General features: G+C 54.0%; 21 protein-coding genes. 20 read left to right on the forward strand and 1 reads right to left on the reverse strand.

Translation table 11 applies throughout. The features are described 5' to 3' along the window. The first annotated feature begins 159 nt into the window (after positions 1-159). The 3 genes from udk to asmA all read left to right on the forward strand — a co-directional run bounded on the left by udk (position 160) and on the right by asmA (position 3,347). Positions 160-801 carry a uridine kinase gene (gene udk, locus ACMVME_RS07750; RefSeq protein WP_020883256.1) on the forward strand — a complete coding sequence of 214 codons (642 nt, stop codon included), beginning with the start codon at positions 160-162 and terminating at the stop codon, positions 799-801. A gap of 91 nt (positions 802-892) precedes the next feature. Continuing rightward, on the forward strand, positions 893-1,474 hold the full coding sequence (gene dcd / locus ACMVME_RS07755) for a dCTP deaminase (protein WP_020883257.1): 582 nt from the start codon (positions 893-895) through the stop codon (positions 1,472-1,474). 22 nt (positions 1,475-1,496) lie between these two features. Then, entirely contained in the window at positions 1,497-3,347 is a 1,851-nt protein-coding gene (gene asmA / locus ACMVME_RS07760; RefSeq protein WP_068794796.1) for an outer membrane assembly protein AsmA, read from the forward strand. A gap of 46 nt (positions 3,348-3,393) precedes the next feature. Here asmA and ACMVME_RS07765 read toward each other — a convergent pair whose 3' ends face one another. Next, positions 3,394-4,977 (reverse strand): TerC family protein, encoded by a 1,584-nt coding sequence (locus ACMVME_RS07765; protein ID WP_068794795.1) that lies wholly within the window; start codon positions 4,975-4,977, stop codon positions 3,394-3,396. A 692-nt stretch (positions 4,978-5,669) separates the two neighbouring features. Here ACMVME_RS07765 and ACMVME_RS07770 point away from each other — a divergent pair. From ACMVME_RS07770 to wzxC, 17 genes are all read left to right on the forward strand, one after another. Beyond that, positions 5,670-6,809, forward strand: coding sequence for a polysaccharide export protein (locus ACMVME_RS07770; RefSeq protein ID WP_014170829.1), 1,140 nt, complete (start codon positions 5,670-5,672; stop codon positions 6,807-6,809). Between the two features lie 6 nt (positions 6,810-6,815). Continuing rightward, positions 6,816-7,259, forward strand: coding sequence for a low molecular weight protein-tyrosine-phosphatase Wzb (gene wzb, locus ACMVME_RS07775; protein WP_032678535.1), 444 nt, complete (start codon positions 6,816-6,818; stop codon positions 7,257-7,259). A 2-nt stretch (positions 7,260-7,261) separates the two neighbouring features. Continuing rightward, entirely contained in the window at positions 7,262-9,424 is a 2,163-nt protein-coding gene (wzc, locus tag ACMVME_RS07780) for a tyrosine-protein kinase Wzc (protein ID WP_032678534.1), read from the forward strand. Between the two features lie 22 nt (positions 9,425-9,446). After that, positions 9,447-10,289 (forward strand): colanic acid biosynthesis glycosyltransferase WcaA, encoded by an 843-nt coding sequence (gene wcaA, locus ACMVME_RS07785; RefSeq protein WP_014170826.1) that lies wholly within the window; start codon positions 9,447-9,449, stop codon positions 10,287-10,289. After that, positions 10,289-10,780 carry a colanic acid biosynthesis acetyltransferase WcaB gene (wcaB, locus tag ACMVME_RS07790; RefSeq protein WP_014170825.1) on the forward strand — a complete coding sequence of 164 codons (492 nt, stop codon included), beginning with the start codon at positions 10,289-10,291 and terminating at the stop codon, positions 10,778-10,780. The genes wcaA and wcaB overlap by 1 nt, the downstream gene beginning before the upstream one ends. Next, positions 10,777-11,994: a colanic acid biosynthesis glycosyltransferase WcaC gene (wcaC, locus tag ACMVME_RS07795; protein ID WP_014170823.1), complete on the forward strand. Its 1,218-nt coding sequence runs from the start codon at positions 10,777-10,779 to the stop codon at positions 11,992-11,994. Before wcaB ends, wcaC begins: the two co-directional genes overlap by 4 nt. Beyond that, a complete protein-coding gene (wcaD, locus tag ACMVME_RS07800) occupies positions 11,969-13,189 on the forward strand; it encodes a colanic acid polymerase WcaD (RefSeq protein WP_020883262.1) in 1,221 nt (406 codons plus the stop codon). The genes wcaC and wcaD overlap by 26 nt, the downstream gene beginning before the upstream one ends. A gap of 16 nt (positions 13,190-13,205) precedes the next feature. Next, on the forward strand, positions 13,206-13,952 hold the full coding sequence (gene wcaE / locus ACMVME_RS07805) for a colanic acid biosynthesis glycosyltransferase WcaE (protein WP_014170821.1): 747 nt from the start codon (positions 13,206-13,208) through the stop codon (positions 13,950-13,952). Between the two features lie 15 nt (positions 13,953-13,967). Continuing rightward, entirely contained in the window at positions 13,968-14,516 is a 549-nt protein-coding gene (gene wcaF / locus ACMVME_RS07810; protein WP_032678533.1) for a colanic acid biosynthesis acetyltransferase WcaF, read from the forward strand. A 24-nt stretch (positions 14,517-14,540) separates the two neighbouring features. Beyond that, complete coding sequence (gene gmd / locus ACMVME_RS07815) at positions 14,541-15,662, forward strand: GDP-mannose 4,6-dehydratase (RefSeq protein ID WP_014170819.1); 1,122 nt, start codon at positions 14,541-14,543, stop codon at positions 15,660-15,662. A 2-nt stretch (positions 15,663-15,664) separates the two neighbouring features. After that, positions 15,665-16,630, forward strand: a complete 966-nt coding sequence (gene fcl, locus ACMVME_RS07820) for a GDP-L-fucose synthase (protein WP_014170818.1) — start codon at positions 15,665-15,667, stop codon at positions 16,628-16,630. Between the two features lie 2 nt (positions 16,631-16,632). Further along, a complete protein-coding gene (locus ACMVME_RS07825) occupies positions 16,633-17,112 on the forward strand; it encodes a GDP-mannose mannosyl hydrolase (protein WP_074439217.1) in 480 nt (159 codons plus the stop codon). Then, a complete protein-coding gene (gene wcaI, locus ACMVME_RS07830) occupies positions 17,109-18,332 on the forward strand; it encodes a colanic acid biosynthesis fucosyltransferase WcaI (RefSeq protein ID WP_032678531.1) in 1,224 nt (407 codons plus the stop codon). The genes ACMVME_RS07825 and wcaI overlap by 4 nt, the downstream gene beginning before the upstream one ends. Before the next feature lie 3 nt (positions 18,333-18,335). Beyond that, positions 18,336-19,772 (forward strand): mannose-1-phosphate guanyltransferase, encoded by a 1,437-nt coding sequence (gene cpsB / locus ACMVME_RS07835; RefSeq protein ID WP_014170815.1) that lies wholly within the window; start codon positions 18,336-18,338, stop codon positions 19,770-19,772. Between the two features lie 109 nt (positions 19,773-19,881). Next, positions 19,882-21,252 carry a colanic acid biosynthesis phosphomannomutase CpsG gene (gene cpsG / locus ACMVME_RS07840; protein ID WP_032680630.1) on the forward strand — a complete coding sequence of 457 codons (1,371 nt, stop codon included), beginning with the start codon at positions 19,882-19,884 and terminating at the stop codon, positions 21,250-21,252. A gap of 62 nt (positions 21,253-21,314) precedes the next feature. Continuing rightward, positions 21,315-22,709: an undecaprenyl-phosphate glucose phosphotransferase gene (gene wcaJ, locus ACMVME_RS07845; RefSeq protein WP_014170813.1), complete on the forward strand. Its 1,395-nt coding sequence runs from the start codon at positions 21,315-21,317 to the stop codon at positions 22,707-22,709. Position 22,710: 1 nt separating this feature from the next. Beyond that, positions 22,711-24,189: a colanic acid undecaprenyl disphosphate flippase WzxC gene (gene wzxC, locus ACMVME_RS07850; protein ID WP_068794794.1), complete on the forward strand. Its 1,479-nt coding sequence runs from the start codon at positions 22,711-22,713 to the stop codon at positions 24,187-24,189. Positions 24,190-24,200 lie beyond the last annotated feature (11 nt).

The following is a 24,200-nucleotide window of genomic DNA, read 5'->3' on the forward strand; positions in this document are numbered from 1 at the left end:
TTTAAATTTCACAAAGGGATCATTTCGTCGCTTTTCACCCTGTCTCGCAGAACCTGCGCTTTCGACTGGTATCATGCCCGCGAAATCCCTATAATTGCCGCGTTTGACGCTCCGGCGTCGTCCTTCCTTAACATCCAGGTTAATCAGGTCGCTAAATTTATGACTGATAAGTCTCATCAGTGCGTCATTATAGGCATCGCCGGCGCATCGGCTTCAGGTAAAAGTCTTATTGCCAGTACGCTTTACCGCGAACTGCGTGAACAAGTTGGTGATGAGCATATCGGCGTCATTCCCGAAGACAGCTATTACAAAGATCAATCCCATCTGTCGATGGAAGAACGCGTAAAAACTAACTATGACCATCCTAATGCGATGGATCACAGCTTACTGTTCCAGCATTTAGAAGCACTTAAAAGCGGCCAGGCAATTGAACTTCCCGTCTATAGTTATGTAGAACATACCCGTACGCAGGAAACGATCCGTATCGAACCGAAGAAGGTCATTATCCTTGAAGGTATTTTGCTTCTGACCGACTCCCGTCTGCGTGAATCAATGAACTTCTCGATTTTCGTCGATACGCCGCTGGATATCTGCCTGATGCGCCGCATTAAGCGTGACGTGAATGAGCGTGGGCGTTCGATGGACTCCGTGATGGCGCAATACCAGAAAACTGTCCGCCCGATGTTCCTGCAATTCATTGAACCATCCAAGCAATACGCCGATATCATCGTGCCTCGCGGCGGTAAAAACCGCATAGCCATTGATATCTTAAAAGCGAAAATCAGCCAGTTTTTTGAATAAGCCGCGCGAATTGTGTACCGTTCAGGGATAACCTGGTTTTGCCCTGAGTCTTTATGGCTTCAGGGTACGATGCATGAAAGGAGAAAGTGCGATGCGTCTTTGTGATCGCGATATTGAAGCCTGGCTGGATGAAGGCCGTCTGTCTATTACACCACGTCCACCCGTGGAGCGTATCAATGGTGTGACTGTTGATGTGCGCCTGGGAAATAAATTCCGCACCTTTAGCGGCCATACCGCACCGTTCATCGACCTTAGCGGGCCGAAGGATGAAGTCAGCGCCGCGCTTGATCGCGTGATGAGTGATGAAATCGTTATTGACGAGGGCGAAGCCTTTTATCTGCATCCGGGTGAACTGGCGCTGGCGGTGACCTATGAATCCGTGACGCTGCCTGCGGACCTGGTCGGCTGGCTCGATGGCCGTTCTTCTCTGGCGCGACTGGGGCTGATGGTTCACGTGACCGCGCACCGTATCGATCCAGGCTGGTCGGGCCGTATCGTGCTCGAGTTCTTCAATGCCGGTAAACTGCCTCTGGCACTGCGTCCAGGGATGATGATCGGTGCGCTGAGCTTTGAACCGCTAACCGGTCCGGCAGATCGTCCTTATAACCGCCGTCAGGACGCTAAATATCGCGACCAGCAGGGTGCGGTCGCGAGCCGTATTGATAAAGACTGATCGTTAGTCCACTGAGGATGCTATGAGAAGAGTTCTGACAACGCTGATGATTTTGCTGGTGGTTCTGGTTGCTGGCCTTTCGGCGTTAGTCCTGCTTGTTAACCCTAATGATTTCCGTGCTTACATGGTGCGGCAGGTCGAAGCGCGTAGTGGTTATCAACTGAAGCTTGATGGGCCGCTGCGCTGGCACGTCTGGCCGCAACTCAGCATTCTCTCAGGCCGCATGTCGTTAACCGCGCCGGGTGCCTCCCAGCCGCTGGTCTCTGCCGATAACATGCGTCTTGATGTGGCGTTGATCCCGCTCTTTTCACACCAGTTGCAGGTCGACCAGGTGATGCTGAAAGGGGCGGTGATTCAGCTGACGCCGCAAACTGAAGCCGTGCGTGACTCGGATGCGCCGGTCGCCCCGCGGGAAAATACGCTGCCCGACGAGCCGACGGATACGGGCTGGTCATTTGATATCGCCAAACTGAAAGTCGCCGACAGCGTGCTGGTTTTCCAGCATGAGTCCGACGAGCAGGTAACCGTCCGTAACATCAACCTGAAGATGGAGCAGGACGACCATCATGTTGCCTCGCTGGAGTTTAGCGGAAGGCTGAACCGCGATCAGCGCGATCTGAATCTGTCGCTGAACGCCAACGTGAATGCCTCAGATTACCCCCATCAGCTCACGGCGGATATTCAGCAACTGAACTGGCAACTGACGGGAGCCGATCTTCCTGCCCAGGGGATCACCGGTCAGGGAACGCTGCAGGCCGTGTGGCGCGAAGAGCAAAAACAGCTTGAGCTGGATAACCTCAATCTGCAGGCGAACGACAGCAGTCTGACAGGGCAGGCGAGCGTCACGCTTGAGGAGAAGCCGAAGTGGGTAATGAATCTGCAGTTTGACAAGCTCAATCTGGAGAACTTACTTCCGCCTCAGCCAGCAGGTGCAACCGACGGTAACGCTGCTCAGAATGGGCAAAGCCAGCCGTCCAAGCCGCGTCCGGTCATCTCCTCGAGTCTTGATCAGCCAGACTATAACGGTCTTCGTGGATTCACGGCCGATATCTTACTGAAAGCTAACAGCCTGCGCTGGCGCGGTATCAATTTTACCGACGTGAGCAGCCAGATGTTTAACCATAACGGTTTGCTGGTGATCTCCGAACTGAGCGGCAAAATGGGTGCCGGACATCTTTCTCTGCCGGGCACGCTGGACGTGCGTAAAGAGACGGCCAGCGCCGAATTCCAGCCGCGTCTCGACAACGTTGAGATTGGTACCATCCTTAAAGCCTTTAATTACCCGATCTCCTTAACGGGCCAACTGACGCTGGCGGGTGACTTCTCGGGGACAAAGATTGATGCTGAGGCTTTCCGCCGCGAATGGCAGGGGCAGGCCCATCTTGATCTGAAAGACTCCCGTATGGAAGGGCTTAACTTCCAGCAGCTGGTACAACAGGCGGTGGAGCGCAGCAGTGATGTCAAAGCCCAGGAAAACTACGACAGCGCAACGCGCCTCGACAGCTTTACCACTGACCTGACGCTGGATAACGGGCAGCTCACCCTCGACGGAATGCAGGGAACCTCTTCACTCCTGTCGTTAACCGGTGAAGGTAAGCTGGATCTGGTGAAAGAGACGGCGGATACCCGATTTAACGTGCGGGTACTTTCCGGCTGGCAGGGTGAAAGTAAACTGATCGACTTCCTTAAAGAGACGCCGGTTCCGCTCACTGTTTATGGCAAATGGCAGGCGCTGAATTACAGCCTTCAGGTGGATCAGATCCTGCGCAAACATCTGCAGGACGAAGCGAAACGTCGTCTGAACGACTGGGCGGATCGGAATAAAGATTCTCAGTCAGGGAAGGATGTGAAGAAGCTGTTAGATAAGCTTTGATGCCCGGGCGCCCGGTAGCGCACATGCTACCGGGCAAAACAACTCACTAAACCTCATAGTCCAGTTCTTCATCATCCCGCAGTGGAATGAGCTGCACCTTCTGTACACGGTGGCTCTCAACCTGCAACGTTTTAAGCAGATAGTCCCCCACCTGAACCTCTTCTCCCGGTTGCGGGATACGCTGCAAATATTCCATCAGCAGACCGGCAATAGTGTGGTATTCGCGTTTTTCATCCAACGGCAGCGGCACATATTGCACCAGGTCTTCCAGCGGCATATGGCCGTTCGCCGTCCACGACCCGTCGGCATTTTTCTGGATGTCGTGGCGCGCATCAATCTCATCCACCTCGTTGGGCAAATTACCGGCGATGGTTTCCATGACGTCGCTGAGCGTGACCAGTCCTTCAACGGAACCGAATTCATCCACCACGAAGGCAAAGTGAGTGCGCGCATTACGGAACTGCTCAAGGGCAGAAAGCAGCTGCAGTCCTTCAGGGAAGACCAGCGGCTGGCGCACCAGGGCGCGCAGATTGAGTGCTTCACCGTGCAGCTGCTGTTGCAGCAGGTCGATGACGTGCACCACGCCAAGCAACTCCTCTTCCTCTTCACCACCGGTGACAACCACGCGGGTGTGCTGGTTTTTATCCAGCAGGGCGCGAATGTGCTCCTCCGGTGCCGTCAGGTCGATATGCTCGATGTCATGCCGTGATGTCATGATGCTGCTGACCGTCCGCTGATTAAGATTGAGCACCCGCTCAATCATCAGTCGCTCCTGCGGATTAAAGATCAGCCCGTCACTGTGATCGGCAAGCATCGCGGCGGATTCCGCATCCAGTTCTGCATCCTCTTTTTTCCCGCTCAGCAGGCGCATGACCGTGTCGGCCGTGCGTTGACGTAACGTCTGATTTGCTGAGAGGAAACGGCGACGGTTGAATATCGCCAACTGGTTCAGCGCTTCAATCATTACTGAGAAACCAATGGCGGCATACAGATAGCCTTTCGGAATGTGGAATCCAAACCCGTCCGCCACCAGGCTAAAGCCAATCATCAGCAGGAAACTCAGGCAGAGAATAACAATGGTCGGATGGCTGTTAACGAACCGGGTCAGGGCTTTACTTGCCATCACCATCAGCGTGATGGCAATGATCACTGCGGCCATCATCACGGTCAGGTGGTCAACCATCCCGACGGCGGTGATCACCGAGTCCAGTGAGAAGACGGCGTCCAGCACCACGATTTGCGCCACCACAGGCCAGAATTTTGCCCCGCGTCGCTGGGTCGGGTTTTCACTGTCTTTGCCTTCGAGCCGCTCATTTAGTTCAACTGTCGCTTTAAACAGCAGGAACAAGCCACCGAAGAGCATGATCAGGTCACGGGCGCTGAAGCTCAGGCCGTGAACGGAGAACAGAGGCTGTGTCAGCGTGACCAGCCAGGAGATAGAGGCCAGCAGCAGCAACCGCATCACCATCGCCAAAAGCAGGCCCGTTACGCGAGCGCGGTCACGCTGAGAAGGGGGCAGTTTTTCGGCGAGGATGGCGATAAAGACCAGATTATCAATACCGAGCACCAATTCGATGACAACCAGCGTCACCAGTCCGGCCCAGATTGATGGATCGGCAATCCATTCCATAGTAATAGCAATACCTTCTGTTATATGACGAATGTCACACTTCGATCATGGATAAAGCGGCGGGAAATTGCAATGCCGGGCTGAGATTTCTCTTAATAAGGCCGAACAAAAAGAGAGCAATACGCTGGCGCTGTAAATAAGGTAATTACGTATATTTTATTACGCACAGTACATTTTAGGATATATCGCAATTAATGGTTTTTATTGTTGCTTTGTCAATATAAAGAAAATCCTAAAAGGTCAAAACTTTGCTCTTAATATTAATCTTAAAAACAGTTATTAGGACAGTTGTCTCCTTGCCTGCTATTAGGTTAGCTGCAACAATTCCTCCAGCATCAAATGTTAAATCTCCTTGTTGCTATTATTGTTTCGGTCTTCAGGAATGGTTATTGATTATCCGTCGGGCGTTTTTGCGGCTGATATATTTCCAGAAGACCTTGTTCAAGAGGGTGTCTATCCATAACACATTGTTTAGTCAGTGGATTGGTAACTGAAAGCCAAGGGCGGTAGCGTGCCTGAAAGCGTGTGAATCAGCCTCGATTATTCTGTCAATAGCCAATGGATGAATAAGCTTTTTTTAGGACTGATGCCAGTTATATTTCTATTTGATTAACTGCATGCTGAAACCCAATACGACCCGGCTTATTTTAAATTGCACAGGATAATTACTCTGCCAAAGTGATAAATAATCAATGATGAAATCCAAAATGAAATTGATGCCATTATTGGTGTCTGTGACCTTGATGAGTGGTTGTACGGTCTTTCCCGGCAGCAATATGTCAACAATGGGTAAGGATGTGATCAAGCAGCAGGATGCCGATTTTGATCTCGACAAAATGGTGAATGTTTATCCACTCACGCCACGTCTGGTCGAACAATTACGTCCACGTCCGAATGTTGCTCAGCCGAATATGTCTCTGGATCAGGAGATTGCCTCCTACCAGTACCGCGTGGGGCCGGGTGATGTCATCAACGTCACCGTCTGGGACCACCCTGAACTGACCACACCAGCGGGCCAGTACCGTAGCTCAAGCGACACCGGTAACTGGGTACAGTCAGACGGCACCATGTTCTATCCCTATATTGGCAAGGTACACGTTGCCGGGAAAACGCTCGCCGAAATCCGCAGTGATATTACCGGCCGCTTAGCGCAGTACATCGCCGATCCGCAGGTGGACGTTAATATCGCCGCATTCCGCTCGCAAAAAGCCTATATCTCCGGACAGGTGAATAAATCCGGTCAACAGGCCATCACCAACGTACCGCTGACCGTTCTGGATGCCATTAACGCCGCTGGTGGTTTAACCGACGGTGCCGACTGGCGCAACGTGGTTCTGACGCACAACGGCAAAGAGCAGCGCATTTCGCTGCAGGCGCTGATGCAAAACGGTGACCTGACTCAGAACCGTCTGCTCTATCCGGGCGACATTCTCTACGTACCGCGCAATGACGATCTGAAAGTGTTCGTGATGGGCGAAGTTAAGAAACAGAGCACCCTCAAAATGGACTTCAGCGGCATGACCCTGACCGAAGCGCTGGGTAATGCAGAGGGTATTGATCTGACCACCTCCAACGCCACCGGTATCTTCGTGATCCGTCCGCTGAAAGGTGAGGGCAGTGCGAAAGGCAAGATTGCCAACATCTACCAGCTGGATATGTCCGATGCGACGTCTCTGGTGATGGCAACGGAGTTCCGTCTCCAGCCATACGATGTGGTGTATGTCACCACCGCACCGGTTGCCCGCTGGAACCGTCTGATCAACCAGTTGCTGCCAACCATCAGTGGCGTTCGCTACATGACGGATACGGCGCGCGACATTCATACCTGGTAATCCGCGATGTTTAACAAAATTCTGGTGGTATGCGTGGGGAACATTTGCCGTTCCCCCACGGCTGAACGGCTGCTGAAACTCTACCAGCCCGAACTGACCGTTGAATCCGCAGGGCTGGGTGCGCTGGTCGGTAAAGGTGCCGATGAGCGCGCAACGAGCGTGGCCCGCGATCATAACCTTTCGCTCGACGGGCACATCGCCCGTCAGGTCACCGGCCGTATGTGCCGGGAGTATGACCTGATCCTGACGATGGAAAAACGCCATATCCATGCGCTGTGTGATATCGCACCGGAGATGCGCGGCAAGGTGATGCTGTTTGGTCACTGGGACAATGAACGCGAAATCCCCGATCCATATCGCAAAAGCCATGAGGCCTTCGAGGCGGTATACACCTTACTTGACCAGTCTGCCCGTCAGTGGGCGCAGGCACTGAAAGTTCAGCAGGGATAACAATGACAGAAAAAACAAAACCTTCTGCCGCCCCGACTTCGGGCAGTGATGAAATCGATATTGGTCGCCTGGTCGGCACCGTCGTAGAGGCAAAGTGGTGGGTGCTTGGGATCACCGCCGTGTTTGCCGCGGCGGCCGTCGTCTATACGCTGTTTGCGACGCCCATCTACAGTGCCGATGCGCTGGTGCAGATTGAGCAGAATACCGGTAACTCGCTGGTGCAGGACATTGGCTCCGCACTGGCGAACAAACCGCCGGCCTCCGATGCGGAAATTCAGCTGATCCAGTCGCGCCTGGTTCTGGGTAAAACCGTTCACGACCTCGGCCTTGATATCTCCGTCACCAAAAATACCTTCCCGATCTTTGGTGCCGGCTGGGACCGTCTGATGGGACGCAGCAACGACACGGTCAAAGTGACTGACTTTGTGCTGCCAAAAGGAAGCGCGGATCAGACCTTTACCCTGACGGTGTTAGGCCCGAAACAGTACCAGTTGACCAGCGATGCGGGCTTTAGCGCGCGCGGTGAAGTGGGGCAGATGCTGACGAAAGAGGGTGTCAGCATGATGGTCAGCGCGATCCACGCCCAGGAGGGCGGTGAATTTACCGTGACCAAATTCTCCACGCTGGGAATGATTAACAATCTGCAGAACAACCTGACCGTCACCGAAAACGGCAAGGACACCGGTGTCCTGAGCATGACCTTTACCGGTGAAGATAAGGATCAGATCCGCGACATCCTCAACAGCATCACCCGTAACTATCTTGAGCAGAACGTTGAGCGTAAATCGGCTGAAGCAGCGAAAAGCCTGGCATTCCTCGCCAAACAGCTTCCGGAAGTCCGCGCCCGTCTGGATGATGCCGAGAACAAGCTGAACGCCTATCGTCAGGATAAAGACTCTGTCGACCTGCCGCTGGAAGCGAAATCCGTTCTCGACTCGATGGTTAACATTGATGCGCAGCTTAACGAGCTGACCTTCAAAGAAGCGGAGATTTCCAAGCTTTATACCAAGCGTCACCCGGCCTACCGTACGCTGCTTGAGAAACGCCGCACGCTGGAAGAAGAGAAGGCGAAACTCAACGACCGCGTCACTGCGATGCCTAAAACGCAGCAGGAAATCGTACGTCTGACCCGCGATGTGGAATCCGGACAGCAGGTGTACATGCAGCTGCTGAATAAACAGCAGGAGCTGAAAATCACCGAAGCCAGTACCGTTGGTGATGTGCGCATCGTTGACCCGGCCATCACCCAGCCTGGGGTGTTGAAGCCGAAGAAAGCCCTCATCATTCTCGGCAGCATTATTCTGGGTCTTATCCTCTCCATCGTTGGCGTGCTGCTTCGCTCGCTGTTCAACCGTGGAATCGAAAGCCCGCAGGCACTGGAAGAGAGCGGTATCAACGTCTACGCCAGCATCCCGCTGTCGGAGTGGCAAAAATCGCGTGACAGCGCCAAAACCACCAAAGGCGTTAAGCGTTACAAACAAAGCCAGCTGCTGGCCGTGGGTAACCCAACCGATCTGGCCATCGAAGCGATTCGTAGTCTGCGTACCAGTCTGCACTTCGCCATGATGCAGGCCAAAAACAACGTCCTGATGCTGACCGGTGTCAGCCCGTCAATTGGTAAGACCTTTGTTTGTGCCAACCTGGCGGCGGTGGTGAGCCAGACCAATAAACGGGTGCTGCTGATCGACTGTGATATGCGTAAGGGCTATACCCACGAACTGCTGGGTACCAATAACGTCAACGGGCTGTCGGAAATCCTGCTGGGCAAAGGTGAGATTAGCCAGAGTGCAAAACCGACGACGGTGCCGAAGTTTGACCTTATTCCGCGTGGTCAGGTGCCGCCGAATCCATCAGAGCTGCTGATGAGTGAACGTTTTAGCGAGCTGGTGGAGTGGGCGAGCAAAAACTATGACCTGGTGTTGATTGATACCCCACCAATTCTGGCGGTGACCGATGCCGCCATTGTGGGCCGCCATGCCGGCACCACGCTGATGGTGGCGCGTTACGCGGTGAACACGCTGAAGGAAGTGGAAACCAGCCTGAGCCGCTTCGAGCAAAACGGAATTGAAGTGAAAGGGGTGATCCTGAACTCCATCTTCCGTCGTGCGACCGGTTACCAGGACTACGGTTACTACGAGTACGAATACAAGTCTGACAGTCACTAATCGTTAGCTTTCGGGGAAGACCATGACTACACAACGCCCTTTAGTTTCTATTTATATGCCGACATGGAATCGTCAGCAGCTGGCGATCCGCGCAATAAAATCTGTGCTGCGACAGGATTACGATAACTGGGAACTGATCATCGTTGATGACTGTTCTTCCTCGTACGAACAGCTGCAAAAGTTTGTGACTGACCTTAACGACCCGCGCGTGGTTTACACGCACAACGAGATTAACTCCGGTGCGTGCGCGGTGCGTAACCAGGCGATTATGCAGGCTAAAGGCCAGTATCTGACCGGCATCGACGACGATGACGAATGGACGCCGAACCGTCTGTCGATCTTCCTGTCGCACAAAGCACAGCTGGTGACGCATGCGTTTTTGTATGCCAACGACTATGTCTGTCAGGGTGAAGTTTACTCGCAGCCTGCCAGCCTGCCGTTGTACCCGAAATCGCCTTACTCACGCCGCCTGTTCTATAAACGCAACATCATCGGTAATCAGGTCTTTACCTGGGCGTGGCGCTTTAAGGAGTGCTTGTTCGATACCGAGCTGAAGGCTGCGCAGGATTACGACATCTTCCTGCGCATGGTGATGGAGTATGGCGAGCCGTGGAAGGTGGAAGAGGCGACGCAGATCCTGCATATCAATCACGGGGAGATGCAAATCACCTCGTCGCCGAAGAAATTCTCTGGTTACTTCCACTTTTACCGCAAGCACAAGGACAAGTTCGACCGTGCCAGCCGGAAGTATCAGCTGTTTACCCTCTATCAGATCCGCAATAAGCGCATGAACTGGCGCACGCTGCTCACGTTGTTGTCCGTGCGTAACGGCAAGCGTCTGGCTGATGGACTTCGGGGGAAATAATGTTTCTGGAAGATTGCCGCGCTAACAGCTGGAGCCTGCGCCCGTGCTGCATGGTTCTGGCGTACCGCATCGCGCATTTTTGCTCGGTGTGGCGCAAGAAAAATGTTTTAAACAATCTCTGGGCAGCACCGGTGCTGGTGCTGTACCGCATCATTACTGAATGTTTTTTTGGTTATGAAATTCAGGCCGCTGCCACCATTGGTCGCCGTTTTACCATTCATCACGGTTATGCCGTGGTGATCAACAAATTCGTTGTAGCCGGTGATGATTTCACTATTCGCCACGCGGTCACCATCGGTAACCGTGGGCCCGACAGCCTGGCCTGCCCGGTGATTGGCAATAACGTCGAGCTGGGCGCGAACGTGGTCATCATTGGCGACATCACGATTGGTAATAACGTCACGATAGGCGCAGGGAGCGTGGTGCTGGACAGTATTCCGGATAACGCGCTGGTGGTGGGTGAAAAAGCCCGCGTGAAGGTGATCAAATGAACATTCTGCAATTTAACGTCCGTCTCGCAGAGGGCGGGGCGGCCGGTGTGGCGCTGGATCTTCACCAGCGCGCGCTGCAAAAAGGACTTCAGTCTCGTTTTATTTACGGTTATGGCAAAGGCGGTAAGAAAAGCGTCAGCCACGATAACTACCCGCAGGTGCATAAGCACACGCCGCGCCTGACTTCCGTGGCTAACATTGCCTTGTTCCGCCTGTTTAACCGCGATCTGTTTGGCAATCTTAATACCCTTTATCGCACAGTGACGCGCTCTCAGGGGCCGGTTGTGCTGCATTTCCACGTGCTTCACAGCTACTGGCTGAATCTGGAAGAGGTGGTGGCGTTTTGCCAGAAGGTGCAGGCCCACAAACCGGATACCCGCTTCGTCTGGACGCTGCACGATCACTGGAGCGTGACCGGTCGCTGCGCCTTTACCGACGGGTGTGAAGGCTGGAAAAGCAACTGCCAGAAGTGCCCGACGCTGAGCAACTACCCGCCGGTGAAAGTGGATCGTGCCCATCAGCTGGTGGCCGGAAAGCGCCAGCTGTTCCGCGACATGCTCTCGCTCGGCTGTACGTTTATCTCCCCAAGCCAGCACGTGGCCGATGCCTTTAACAGTCTGTATGGGGCAGGGCGCTGTCAGATCATCAATAACGGTATCGACGTGGCGACGGAAGCGATTCTGGCCGAACTTACCCCGGTTGCAGAAACCCCGGGTAAACCAAAAATCGCTATCGTTGCGCATGACCTGCGTTACGACGGCAAAACCAATCAGCAACTGGTGCGCGACATGATGGCGCTGGGTGACAAGATTGAACTGCACACCTTCGGCAAGTTCTCGCCGTTCGAAGGGGCTAACGTGGTGAATCACGGGTTTGAAACCGATAAGCGCAAACTGATGAGCGCCCTCAATGGGATGGATGCGCTAGTATTCAGTTCGCGCGTGGATAACTACCCGCTGATCCTGTGTGAAGCGCTCTCCATCGGTGTGCCGGTGATTGCCACCCACAGCGATGCGGCACGTGAAGTGCTGGAAAAATCGGGCGGGACCACGTTTGCGGAGCATGAGGTGCTGCCCCTGGTGCAACTGCCGAAGGCGCAGATCGCGCAGGCCGTTTTTGGCACCGACCTGGAATCGTTCCGCAACCGCAGCCGCAAGGCCTACAGTGGACAACAGATGCTGGAGGAATATGTCTCGTTCTATCAGAGTCTGTAGTTATCTGCTGCTGCCGCTGATTTACCTGCTGGTCAACGTCAAAATTGCCCAGCTTGGCGAAAGCTTCCCGATAACCATAGTGACCTTCTTGCCCGTTCTGCTTCTGCTGTATGTCGACAAAATCAACCTCAAGAAGCTGATGATGGCCTTAGGGCTGGGCGTGGGTCTGACGCTATTTAACTACATCTTTGGACAGTCTCTGGATGCCAGTAAATACGTCACCTCCACCATGCTGTTTGTTTATATCGTCATTATTATTGGCATGGTCTGGAGTATTCGTTTCAAGGTTATTTCGCCACACAATTATCGGAAAATCCTTAGGTTCTTTTATATTGCCGTTGCGTTAATTGTTATGCTTGCTGCACTGGAAATGGCGCAAATTATTTTGACCGGTGGCAGTAGCCTGATGGAGATAATTTCGAAATATCTCATTTACAGTAACAGCTATGTATTGAACTTCATCAAGTTTGGCGGAAAACGTACGACAGCCCTCTATTTTGAACCGGCGTTTTTTGCTCTGGCACTAATCTCAATTTGGCTCAGCATCAAACAGTTTGGTATCAAAACCCCTAAGACCGATGCTATGATTCTTGCAGGAATTGTTCTGTCAGGATCGTTCTCAGGGGTAATGACATTTATCCTGTTTTACCTGCTGGAGTGGGCGTTCCAGTACCTGAACAAAGATGCGATTAAGAAAAAACTGCCGCTGGCGATTATCTCTCTGACAGTATTTATGGTTGGCGTGATATTTGCCTTCCCATACATCTCAGAACGCCTGGGAGATTTGGGAACCGAAGGCTCGTCATCCTATTATCGTATCATTGGTCCGCTGGTGATGGTGGGTTATTCCTTAACCCATATCGATGGTGTAGTAAGATTCGGCTCACTTTACGAATATGTTGCATCATTCGGAATCTTTAACGGTGCGGATGTCGGTAAAACCATAGACAATGGCCTGTATCTGTTAATTATCTATTTTTCGTGGTTCGCCGTACTGTTGACACTGTGGTATCTGTTTAAAGTTTTCAAAATGATGATTAACGCGTTTGGTGATAACCAGAACTTTCGCGTGCAGCTTTATCTGTTTACACCGGTGTCGTTGTTTTTTACCGGGTCAATATTTAGCCCGGAATATGCTTTCTTGATTGTCTGTCCGTTTATTCTGCGCAAAGCGCTTAATATTACGAACGTATGACGAAATGAGGTGATTTATGTTTCTTAGCGTCATTACTGTCGCTTTTCGTAATTACGAAGGGGTGGTAAAAACCTGGCGCTCGCTGCGCAACCTGGCGCGCGATCCAAGCCTCACCTTCGAGTGGATTGTGGTCGATGGCGGCTCGAACGATGGTACGGCGGAGTTTCTGGAAAAACTCAACGGTGAGTTCAACTTACGTTTCATCAGCGAGAAAGATAAAGGCATCTACGATGCGATGAATAAAGGCATCGACATGGCGCAAGGCCGTTATGCCATCTTCCTGAATTCCGGTGACGTATTCCATGAGGATGTGGCGTTATTTGCCCGTCAGCTGGCGCGCCAGAAAGAGGATGCGATGTACATTGGCGACGCGCTGCTCGATTTTGGCGATGGCCATAAAGTTTGCCGCAGTGCGAAACCCGGCTGGTATATCTACCACAGTTTGCCTGCCAGCCATCAGGCCATTTTCTTCCCGGTAAAAGGTCTGAAAAAACAGCCTTACGATCTGCAGTATAAAGTTTCTTCAGATTATGCGCTGACTGCCAGCCTGTATAAATCAGGTTACCCGTTCCGTCGAATTAAAGGGCTGGTATCTGAATTTTCAATGGGCGGTGTGTCAACGTCTAATAATCTGGAACTGTGCCAGGATGCCAGAAATGTGCAGCGTAAAATATTAGGCGTGCCGGGGTTCTGGGCGGAATTATCTTATTTATTACGTCTGCGTACCACGGGTAAAACGAAAACCTTATATAACAAAGCCTGAATATAAGGAAACGTAATGCAGGATCTTAATGGTTTCTCCGTGCCGAAAGGCTTTCGGGGCGGGAGCGGTATTAAAGTGCAGTTGTGGTGGGCCGTACAGGCCACCTTATTTGCCTGGTCACCGCAAATACTGTACCGCTGGCGAGCTTTTTTATTGCGTCTGTTTGGCGCAAAAATCGGAAAAAACGTAGTCATTCGCCCGTCGGTAAAAATTACCTACCCGTGGAAATTAACGCTTGGGGATTATGCGTGGGTAGGGGATGACGCGGTGTTATATACCCTTGGCGATATTACGATTGGCGCAAATTCAGTGGTTTCACAGAAGTGTTATTTGTGCACCGGCAGTCACGATTTTATGAGTCAGCATTTTGATATTACCGCCACTCCGATTGTGATTGGCGAAAAATGCTGGCTGGCGACAGATGTTTTTGTTGCACCTGGTGTTTCTGTTGGCGATGGCACGGTAGTCGGTGCCCGCAGCAGCGTTTTTAAATCGCTACCGGCAAATAAAATTTGCCGTGGCAACCCCGCAGTGGTGATACGCGAACGCGTTGAAACTGATTAAATTCATAAGTAGAGGAATATAAACATGTCTAAAGTCGCTCTCATCACCGGCGTTACCGGACAGGATGGTTCTTACCTGGCAGAACTGCTGCTGGAAAAAGGTTATGAAGTACACGGTATTAAGCGTCGTGCTTCTTCATTCAACACCGAACGTGTGGATCACATTTATCAGGATCCTCATGCGGCGAACCCGAAATTCCATCTGCACTACGGCGACCTGACCGATACTTCCAACCTGACCCGTATTCTGCAGGAAGTGCAGCCGGATGAAGTGTACAACCTGGGCGCGATGAGCCACGTTGCGGTCTCCTTCGAATCTCCGGAATACACCGCTGACGTTGACGCAATGGGTACGCTGCGTCTGCTGGAAGCGATTCGCTTCCTCGGCCTTGAGAAGAAAACCCGTTTCTACCAGGCATCCACCTCTGAGCTGTACGGTCTGGTGCAGGAAATTCCTCAGAAAGAGACTACCCCGTTCTATCCACGTTCTCCGTACGCCGTGGCGAAATTGTACGCGTACTGGATCACCGTGAACTACCGTGAATCCTACGGCATGTATGCCTGTAACGGCATTCTGTTCAACCACGAATCCCCACGTCGTGGTGAAACTTTCGTTACCCGTAAAATCACCCGCGCTATCGCTAACATCGCACAGGGTCTGGAATCTTGCCTGCACCTCGGCAACATGGATTCCCTGCGTGACTGGGGCCATGCCAAAGACTACGTAAAAATGCAGTGGATGATGCTGCAGCAGGAAAAACCAGAAGACTTCGTTATCGCAACCGGCGTGCAGTACTCCGTACGTCAGTTCGTTGAGATGGCTGCCGCTCAGCTGGGTATCAAACTGCGCTTCGAAGGTACCGGCGTGGAAGAGAAAGGCATCGTGGTTTCCGTAACGGGCCATGACGCACCGGGCGTGAAACCGGGCGACGTGATTGTACAGGTTGACCCACGTTACTTCCGTCCTGCTGAAGTGGAAACCCTGCTGGGCGACCCAACCAAAGCACACGAAACACTGGGCTGGAAACCAGAAACGACTCTGCAGGAGATGGTTTCCGAGATGGTTGCCAAAGATCTTGAAGCAGCGAAAAAACACTCGCTGCTCAAGTCTCATGGCTACGAGGTTGCCATCGCGCTGGAGTCCTGAGAATGACAAAACAACGTATTTTTGTCGCGGGTCATCGCGGAATGGTGGGTTCCGCGATTGTTCGCCAGCTTGAACAGCGCGGTGATGTCGATGTGATTGTCCGTACCCGTGACGAGCTGAACCTGCTCGACAGCAAAGCGGTACAGGACTTCTTCGCCAGTGAACGTATTGACCAGGTGTATCTGGCGGCGGCGAAAGTGGGCGGCATTGTTGCCAACAACACGTATCCGGCGGATTTCATCTACGAGAACATGATGATTGAGAGCAACATCATTCACGCAGCGCATCTGCACAACGTGAATAAGCTGTTGTTCCTCGGCTCATCCTGTATCTACCCGAAAATGGCGAAGCAGCCGATCGCTGAGAGCGAACTGCTGCAGGGCACGCTGGAAGCAACCAACGAGCCGTATGCGATTGCCAAGATTGCCGGGATCAAGCTGTGCGAATCCTACAACCGTCAGTATAACCGCGACTATCGTTCGGTGATGCCGACCAACCTGTACGGACCGCATGACAACTTCCACCCGAGCAATTCGCACGTGATCCCGGCGCTGCTGCGTCGTTTCCACGAGGCAACGGCCGAAAATGCACCGGATGTGGTGGTGTGGGGCAGCGGGACGCCAATGCGTGAATTCCTGCATGTGGATGACATGGCGGCTGCCAGCATTCACGTAATGGAGCTGGATCGTGAGGTGTGGCAGGAAAACACCGAACCGATGCTGTCACACATTAACGTCGGTACTGGCGTGGATTGCACCATTCGCGAGCTGGCGCAAACCATCGCGCAGGTGGTGGGTTACAAAGGCCGCGTGGTCTTTGACGCCACCAAACCGGACGGCACGCCGCGCAAACTGCTGGACGTGACCCGTCTGCATCAGCTGGGCTGGTATCACGAGGTATCTCTGGAGCAGGGGCTGGCAAGCACCTACCAGTGGTTCCTTGAAAACCAGCACCGCTTCCGGGGGTAATGATGTTTTTAAGTCAGGAAGATTTTGCCACGGTAGTGCGTTCCACTCCGCTCATCTCAATTGATTTGGTGGTGGAAAACGAACGCGGCGAGTTCTTGCTGGGAAAACGAACCAACCGTCCTGCACAGGGCTTTTGGTTCGTGCCCGGCGGGCGCGTGCAGAAGGATGAGACGCTGGAAAATGCTTTTGAGCGTCTCACTCTGGCGGAACTGGGCCTGCAACTGCCGATGGCGGCAGGCCAGTTTTACGGGGTCTGGCAGCACTTCTATGACGATAACTTTTCGGGCACCGGTTTCACCACGCACTATGTGGTGCTCGGTTTTCGCCTGAAGGTGAGTGAGGCAGACCTGCGTCTGCCTGATTCTCAGCATGACGACTACCGCTGGCAGACGCCAGAGGCGTTGCTGGCCAGTGACAAGGTGCATGACAACAGTCGTGCCTATTTCCTGGCCGATCGTCAGTCCGGAGTGCCGGGCTTATGAAAATTCTGGTGTACGGAATCAACTATTCGCCGGAGTTAACCGGCATCGGTAAATACACCGGCGAAATGGTCGAGTGGATGGCGAGCCAGGGACATGACGTGCGGGTCATTACCGCGCCGCCATACTACCCGGAATGGAAAGTAGGTGAGCGCTATTCAGGCTGGCGCTACCGTCGCGAAGAGGGTGCCGCGACCGTCTGGCGTTGCCCGCTGTACGTGCCGAAACAGCCCTCAACGCTGAAACGGTTACTTCATCTGGGCAGCTTTGCCCTGAGCAGTTTCTTCCCGCTGATGGCGCAACGTCGCTGGAAGCCGGATCGCATTATCGGTGTGGTGCCAACGCTGTTCTGCACCCCAGGCATGCGCCTGCTGGGCAAACTCTCCGGCGCGCGCACGCTGCTTCACATTCAGGATTATGAAGTGGACGCCATGCTCGGCCTGGGAATGGCCGGCAAAGGTAAGAGCGGGAAGGTGGCGAAACTCGCCAGCGCCTTCGAGCGCAGCGGCCTGCATAACGTGGATTATGTCTCGACCATCTCGCGCTCAATGATGAACAAAGCGCAGGAGAAGGGCGTACCGGCGGAAAAAGTGATCTTTTTCCCTAACTGGTCTGAAGTGGCGCGTTTTCGCGACGTGACAGACAGTGACGCTCAGGCGCTACGCGCTCAGCTCGGTTTGCCTGACGACCAAAAAATCATTCTTTACTCAGGCAACATCGGCGAGAAGCAGGGGCTGGAGAGCGTCATCGACGCCGCACAGCAACTGAGCCATCAACCCTGGATGTTTGTCATCGTCGGGCAGGGCGGCGGAAAAGCGCGACTGGAAAAAATGGCCAATGACCGCGGCCTGACGAACGTGAAATTTTTCCCGCTTCAGTCTTACGAGGCACTGCCTGCGTTGCTGAAGATGGGCGACTGCCATCTGGTGGTACAAAAGCGCGGCGCGGCAGACGCGGTGCTGCCGTCCAAGCTGACCAACATTCTGGCAGTGGGCGGTAACGCGGTGATCACGGCGGAAGCCGAAACAGAATTAGGCCAGCTGTGCGACAGCTATCCGGGGATCGCCGTTTGCGTGGAACCGGAATCGGTCCCGGCGCTGGTCACTGGCATTGAACGGGCACTTGCCATGCCAAAAACGAACACGGTGGCACGTGAATATGCCGAACGCACGCTCGAGAAAGAGAACGTGCTGAGCCAATTTATTGCAGATATACGGGGATAAATCATGAGTCAAACCACTTTGTATCCGGTTGTGATGGCGGGTGGCTCTGGTAGCCGGTTGTGGCCGCTGTCCCGCGTGCTCTATCCAAAACAGTTCCTCTGCCTGAAAGGGGAGCTCACCATGCTGCAGACGACGGTTAACCGCCTGCAGGGTGTGGAGTGTGAAAGCCCGGTGGTGATTTGTAACGAACAACACCGCTTTATTGTTGCCGAGCAGCTGCGCCAGCTGAACAAACTCACAGAAAATATCATTCTGGAGCCTGCCGGACGTAACACCGCCCCCGCGATTGCGCTGGCTGCGCTGGCGGCCAAACGCAGCAGCCCGGATTGCGATCCGCTGATGCTGGTTCTGGCGGCAGACCATGTTATTCAACAGGAAGAGTCGTTCCGCGAGGCGGTACGCGCGGCTATTCCTTACGCCGAAAACGGCAAACTGGTGACTTTCGGCATCGTGCCGGACCTGCCGGAAACCGGCTACGGGTATATTCGTCGTGGCAATGTGACCCCGGGCGAAGGCGACAGCGTAGCGTTTGACGTGGCGCAGTTTGTCGAAAAACCGAATCTGGAAACCGCGCAGGCGTATGTGGCCAGCGGTGAATATTACTGGAACAGCGGGATGTTCCTGTTCCGCGCTGGCCGCTACCTGGAAGAGCTGCGCAAATATCGCCCGGATATTCTGGACGCCTGCGAGAAAGCGATGGCGGTAGTGGATCCGGATCTCGATTTTATCCGTGTTGACGAAGCGTCTTTCCTCGCCTGCCCGGAAGAGTCAATTGACTATGCGGTAATGGAACGCACGGCCGATGCCGTTGTGGTACCGATGGATGCGGGCTGGAGTGATGTTGGCTCCTGGTCCTCCCTGTGGGAGATCAGCGCCCATACCCCGGAGGGTAACGTCCACCACGGTGATGTTATCAGCCACAAAACGGAAAACAGCTATGTCTACGCCGAGTCCGGTCTGGTGACCACTGTTGGCGTGAAGGATCTGGTGGTCGTACAGACGAAAGACGCCGTGCTGATTGCTGACCGTAATGCCGTGCAGGACGTTAAAAAAGTGGTGGAGAAGATCAAGGCCGATGGTCGCCATGAACACCATATCCACCGCGAAGTGTATCGTCCGTGGGGCAAATATGACTCCATCGATGCCGGTGAACGTTACCAGGTGAAACGCATCACCGTGAAACCGGGTGAGGGGCTGTCGGTACAGATGCACCACCACCGTGCCGAGCACTGGGTCGTGGTGGCGGGTACCGCCAAAGTCACGATTGATGGCGAAGTGAAACTGCTGGGCGAAAACGAGTCAATCTATATTCCGCTGGGAGCCACGCACTGCCTGGAAAACCCGGGGAAAATTCCTCTCGACTTAATTGAAGTGCGCTCCGGTTCGTACCTGGAAGAAGACGATATTGTCCGTTTCCAGGACCGTTACGGGCGGGTATAGCGCCGTCTCTAAAGCCGGATAGCGTTTCGCGCATCCGGCCTGCGAATGAATAAAAACAAATTTGCCTGTTAATCGGGCGGGCCAACTGTTGCCTGAAAAAGGGGTCATCATGGAAAAATTAACCTGTTTTAAAGCCTACGATATTCGCGGCAAGCTGGGCGAAGAGCTGAATGAAGACATTGCGTGGCGCATTGGCCGCGCATACGGCGAATATCTTAAGCCACAAACGATTGTCCTTGGCGGCGATGTGCGCCTGACCAGTGAGTCCCTGAAGCTGGCGCTGGCAAAAGGGCTGCAGGATGCGGGAGTGGACGTGCTGGATATCGGCTTGTCCGGCACCGAAGAGATTTACTTTGCCACCTTCCACCTCGGCGTGGACGGCGGTATCGAAGTGACGGCCAGCCATAACCCAATGGACTACAACGGTATGAAGCTGGTGCGCAAGGGCGCGCGTCCTATCAGCGGCGATACCGGTCTGCGTGACGTGCAGCGTCTCGCCGAAGCTAACGATTTCCCGCCGGTGAATGAAGCAAAACGCGGCAGCTATAAGCAGATCGACCTGCGTAAAGCGTACATCGACCACCTGCTGGGCTACATCAACGTTGCAAACCTGAAACCGCTGAAGCTGGTGATCAACTCCGGTAACGGCGCGGCCGGCCCGGTGGTGGATGCGCTCGAAGCCCGCTTTAAGGCCCTGAATGTGCCGGTAACCTTCGTTAAGGTCCATAACACCCCGGACGGCAACTTCCCGAACGGTATCCCGAACCCGCTGCTGCCGGAGTGCCGCGACGACACCCGTAACGCGGTCATCGAACACGGTGCCGATATGGGTATCGCCTTTGACGGCGATTTCGACCGCTGTTTCCTGTTCGACGAAAAAGGCCAGTTCATCGAAGGCTACTACATTGTCGGCCTGCTGGCGGAAGCGTTCCTTGAGAAAAACCCGGGCGCGAAGATCATTCACGATCCGCGTCTGTCCTGGAACACCGTGGATGTGGTGAACGCCGCGGGCGGCCAGCCGGTGATGTCCAAAACCGGTCATGCCTTCATCAAAGAGCGTATGCGCGAAGAAGACGCCATTTATGGCGGCGAGATGAGCGCCCACCACTATTTCCGTGACTTTGCCTACTGCGACAGCGGGATGATCCCGTGGCTGCTGGTGACCGAGCTGCTGTGTCTGAAAGGGCAGACCCTTGGCGAGCTGGTACGCGACCGCATGGCGGCCTTCCCGGCAAGTGGCGAAATCAACAGCAAACTGGCGCAGCCGGCCGAGGCCATTGCCCGTGTGGAGCAGCATTTTGCCCTCCATGCGCTGGAAATTGACCGTACCGACGGCATCAGCATGGCGTTCCCGCAGTGGCGTTTTAACCTGCGCTCTTCAAATACCGAGCCGGTGGTGCGCCTGAACGTGGAATCCCGCGCGGATACCGCGCTGATGGAAGCGCGAACGAAGGACATTCTGGCGCTGTTGAATCAGTAAATAGCTTTCCCCCTCACCCTGATGTGGGGTGAGGGGGCAGGTGTTGAACTAAAGGAACAACGATGACGAATCTAAAAAAACGCGAACGAGCGAGAACGAATGCATCGTTAATCTCCATGGTGCAGCGTTTTTCTGATATCACCATCATGGTCGGCGGATTATGGGTGGTGAGTTGGGTAAGCGGGCAATCCTTCTTCTACATGCATCTGCTCATGGCGCTGATTGCGCTGGTTGTGTTCCAGATGATCGGGGGGATGACCGACTTCTACCGTTCGTGGCGTGGTGTGAAAATGACCACCGAACTGATGCTGTTGCTGCAGAACTGGACATTAAGCCTGATCTTCAGTGCAGGTCTGGTGGCATTCAGCCATGATTTTGATAATCGCCTCGTGACGTATCTGTGCTGGTACCTGATTACCAGCGTCGGCATGGTCGTATGCCGCACCCTGATCCGTTTTGGCGCCGGCTGGCTGCGTAACCGCGGTTATAACCGTCGCTTTGTCGCCGTGGCGGGGGATTTGCCGGTAGGGAAGGTGCTTCTCGATAGCTTCCGCAAAGAGCCATGGTTAGGTTTTGAAGTGGTCGGGATTTATCACGACGCGAAGCCTGGCGGCGTGCCTTCAGACTGGGCCGGTAATTACGAACAGCTTATTGAGGACGCGAAAGCCGGCAAAATTCATAACGTCTACATCGCGATGCAGATGAAAGATGAATCCCGCATTAAGAAACTGATGCGTGAACTGGCCGATACCACCTGTTCGGTGATCCTGATCCCGGACGTCTTTACCTTTAACATCCTCCACTCCCGTATTGAAGAAGTGAACGGCGTGCCGGTCGTGCCGCTGTATGACACCCCGCTGTCGGGTATCAATCGCGTGCTCAAGCGCCTGGAAGATATCGTGCTCTCTTCACTGATCTTACTGCTGATCTCCCCGGTGCTGTGCTGCATTGCTCTGGCGGTGAAGCTGAGCTCCCCGGGCCCGGTTATTTTCCGTCAGACCCGCTACGGCATGGACGGTAAGCCCATCATGGTGTGGAAATTCCGCTCAATGAAGGTGATGGAGAACGACAAGGTCGTGACCCAGGCGACGCAGAACGATCCACGCGTTACGCGGGTGGGGAACTTCCTGCGCCGTACCTCGCTGGATGAGCTGCCGCAGTTTATCAACGTCTTTACCGGTGGCATGTCGATTGTCGGACCCCGTCCCCATGCCGTGGCTCACAACGAACAGTACCGCTCGCTGATTGAAGGCTACATGTTGCGCCATAAAGTGAAGCCAGGCATTACAGGCTGGGCGCAGATCAACGGCTGGCGCGGCGAGACCGACACGCTGGAAAAAATGGAAAAACGCATCGAATTCGACCTGGAGTACATCCGTGAATGGAGCCTCTGGTTCGATATCAAGATCGTCTTTCTGACCATCTTCAAAGGTTTCGTGAACAAAGCGGCGTACTAAGATGAGCTTACGTGAAAAAACCATCAGCGGCGCCAAATGGTCAGCGATGGCGACCATTGTCATCATTGGCCTCGGCCTGGTGCAGATGACGGTGCTGGCGCGCATTATCGATAACCACCAGTTCGGTCTGCTGACCGTCTCGCTGGTGATTATCGCGCTGGCCGATACGTTGTCTGACTTCGGCATTGCTAACTCGATTATCCAGCGCAAAGAGATCAGCCATCTGGAACTGACCACGCTCTACTGGCTGAACGTTGGGCTGGGGGTGTTCGTTTTCGTGCTGGTGTTCCTGTTGAGCGATACCATCGCCAGCGTGCTGCACAACCCCGATCTGGCACCGCTGATGCGTACGCTCTCGTTTGCTTTTGTGGTGATCCCGCACGGGCAACAGTTCCGCGCGCTGATGCAGAAAGAGCTGGAATTCAACAAGATTGGGATGATCGAGACCAGCGCCGTTCTCGCAGGGTTTACCTTTACCGTGGTCAGCGCCCATTTCTGGCCGCTGGCCATGACCGCTATCCTCGGGTATCTGGTTAACTCTGCTGTGCGTACGCTGCTGTTCGGCTACTTTGGCCGCAAGATTTACCGTCCTGGGCTGCATTTCTCTCTCGCTTCGGTGTCATCCAACCTGCGTTTTGGTGCGTGGCTCACCGCCGACAGCATCATCAACTATGTCAACACCAACCTCTCCACGCTGGTGCTGGCACGCATCCTCGGCGCGAGCGTCGCGGGGGGGTACAACCTGGCGTACAACGTCGCGGTAGTACCACCAATGAAGCTCAACCCGATTATCACCCGCGTACTGTTCCCGGCGTTCGCCAAAATTCAGGACGACACCGAGAAGCTGCGCGTCAATTTTTACAAGCTGCTCTCTGTGGTGGGCATTATCAATTTCCCGGTTTTGCTGGGGCTGATGGTGGTCTCGAGCAACTTCGTGCCGCTGGTGTTTGGCGAGAAGTGGAACAGCATTATCCCGATCCTGCAGCTGCTGTGCGTGGTGGGGCTGCTGCGATCCGTTGGCAACCCGATTGGCTCACTGCTGATGGCTAAAGCGCGGGTTGATATCAGCTTCAAATTCAACGTGTTTAAAACGTTCCTGTTTATTCCGGCGATTATCGTCGGTGGACATATGGCCGGCGCCATTGGGGTCACGCTTGGTTTTCTGCTGGTGCAGATCATCAACACCATACTGAGCTACTTCGTGATGATCAAGCCGGTGCTGGGCTCCAGCTACCGGCAGTACATTCTGAGCCTGTGGCTGCCGTTTTATCTGTCACTGCCTACCCTTGCGGTGAGCTATGGCCTGGGCATCGTGCTCACTGGCCATCTGCCGCTCGCGGCCATGCTGGCAATACAGGTCGCAGCAGGTGCACTGGCGTTTGGCGTGATGATTGTGCTGTCACGTAATGCGCTGGTGGTGGAGATGAAGCGCCAGTTTTGCCGTAACGAAAAAATGAAAACGCTGCTTCGCGCAGGCTAGTTATTTAAGAG

The sequence above is a fragment of the Enterobacter cloacae complex sp. 2024EL-00711 genome (genome assembly GCF_047529885.1).
GTDB lineage: Bacteria > Pseudomonadota > Gammaproteobacteria > Enterobacterales > Enterobacteriaceae > Enterobacter > Enterobacter ludwigii.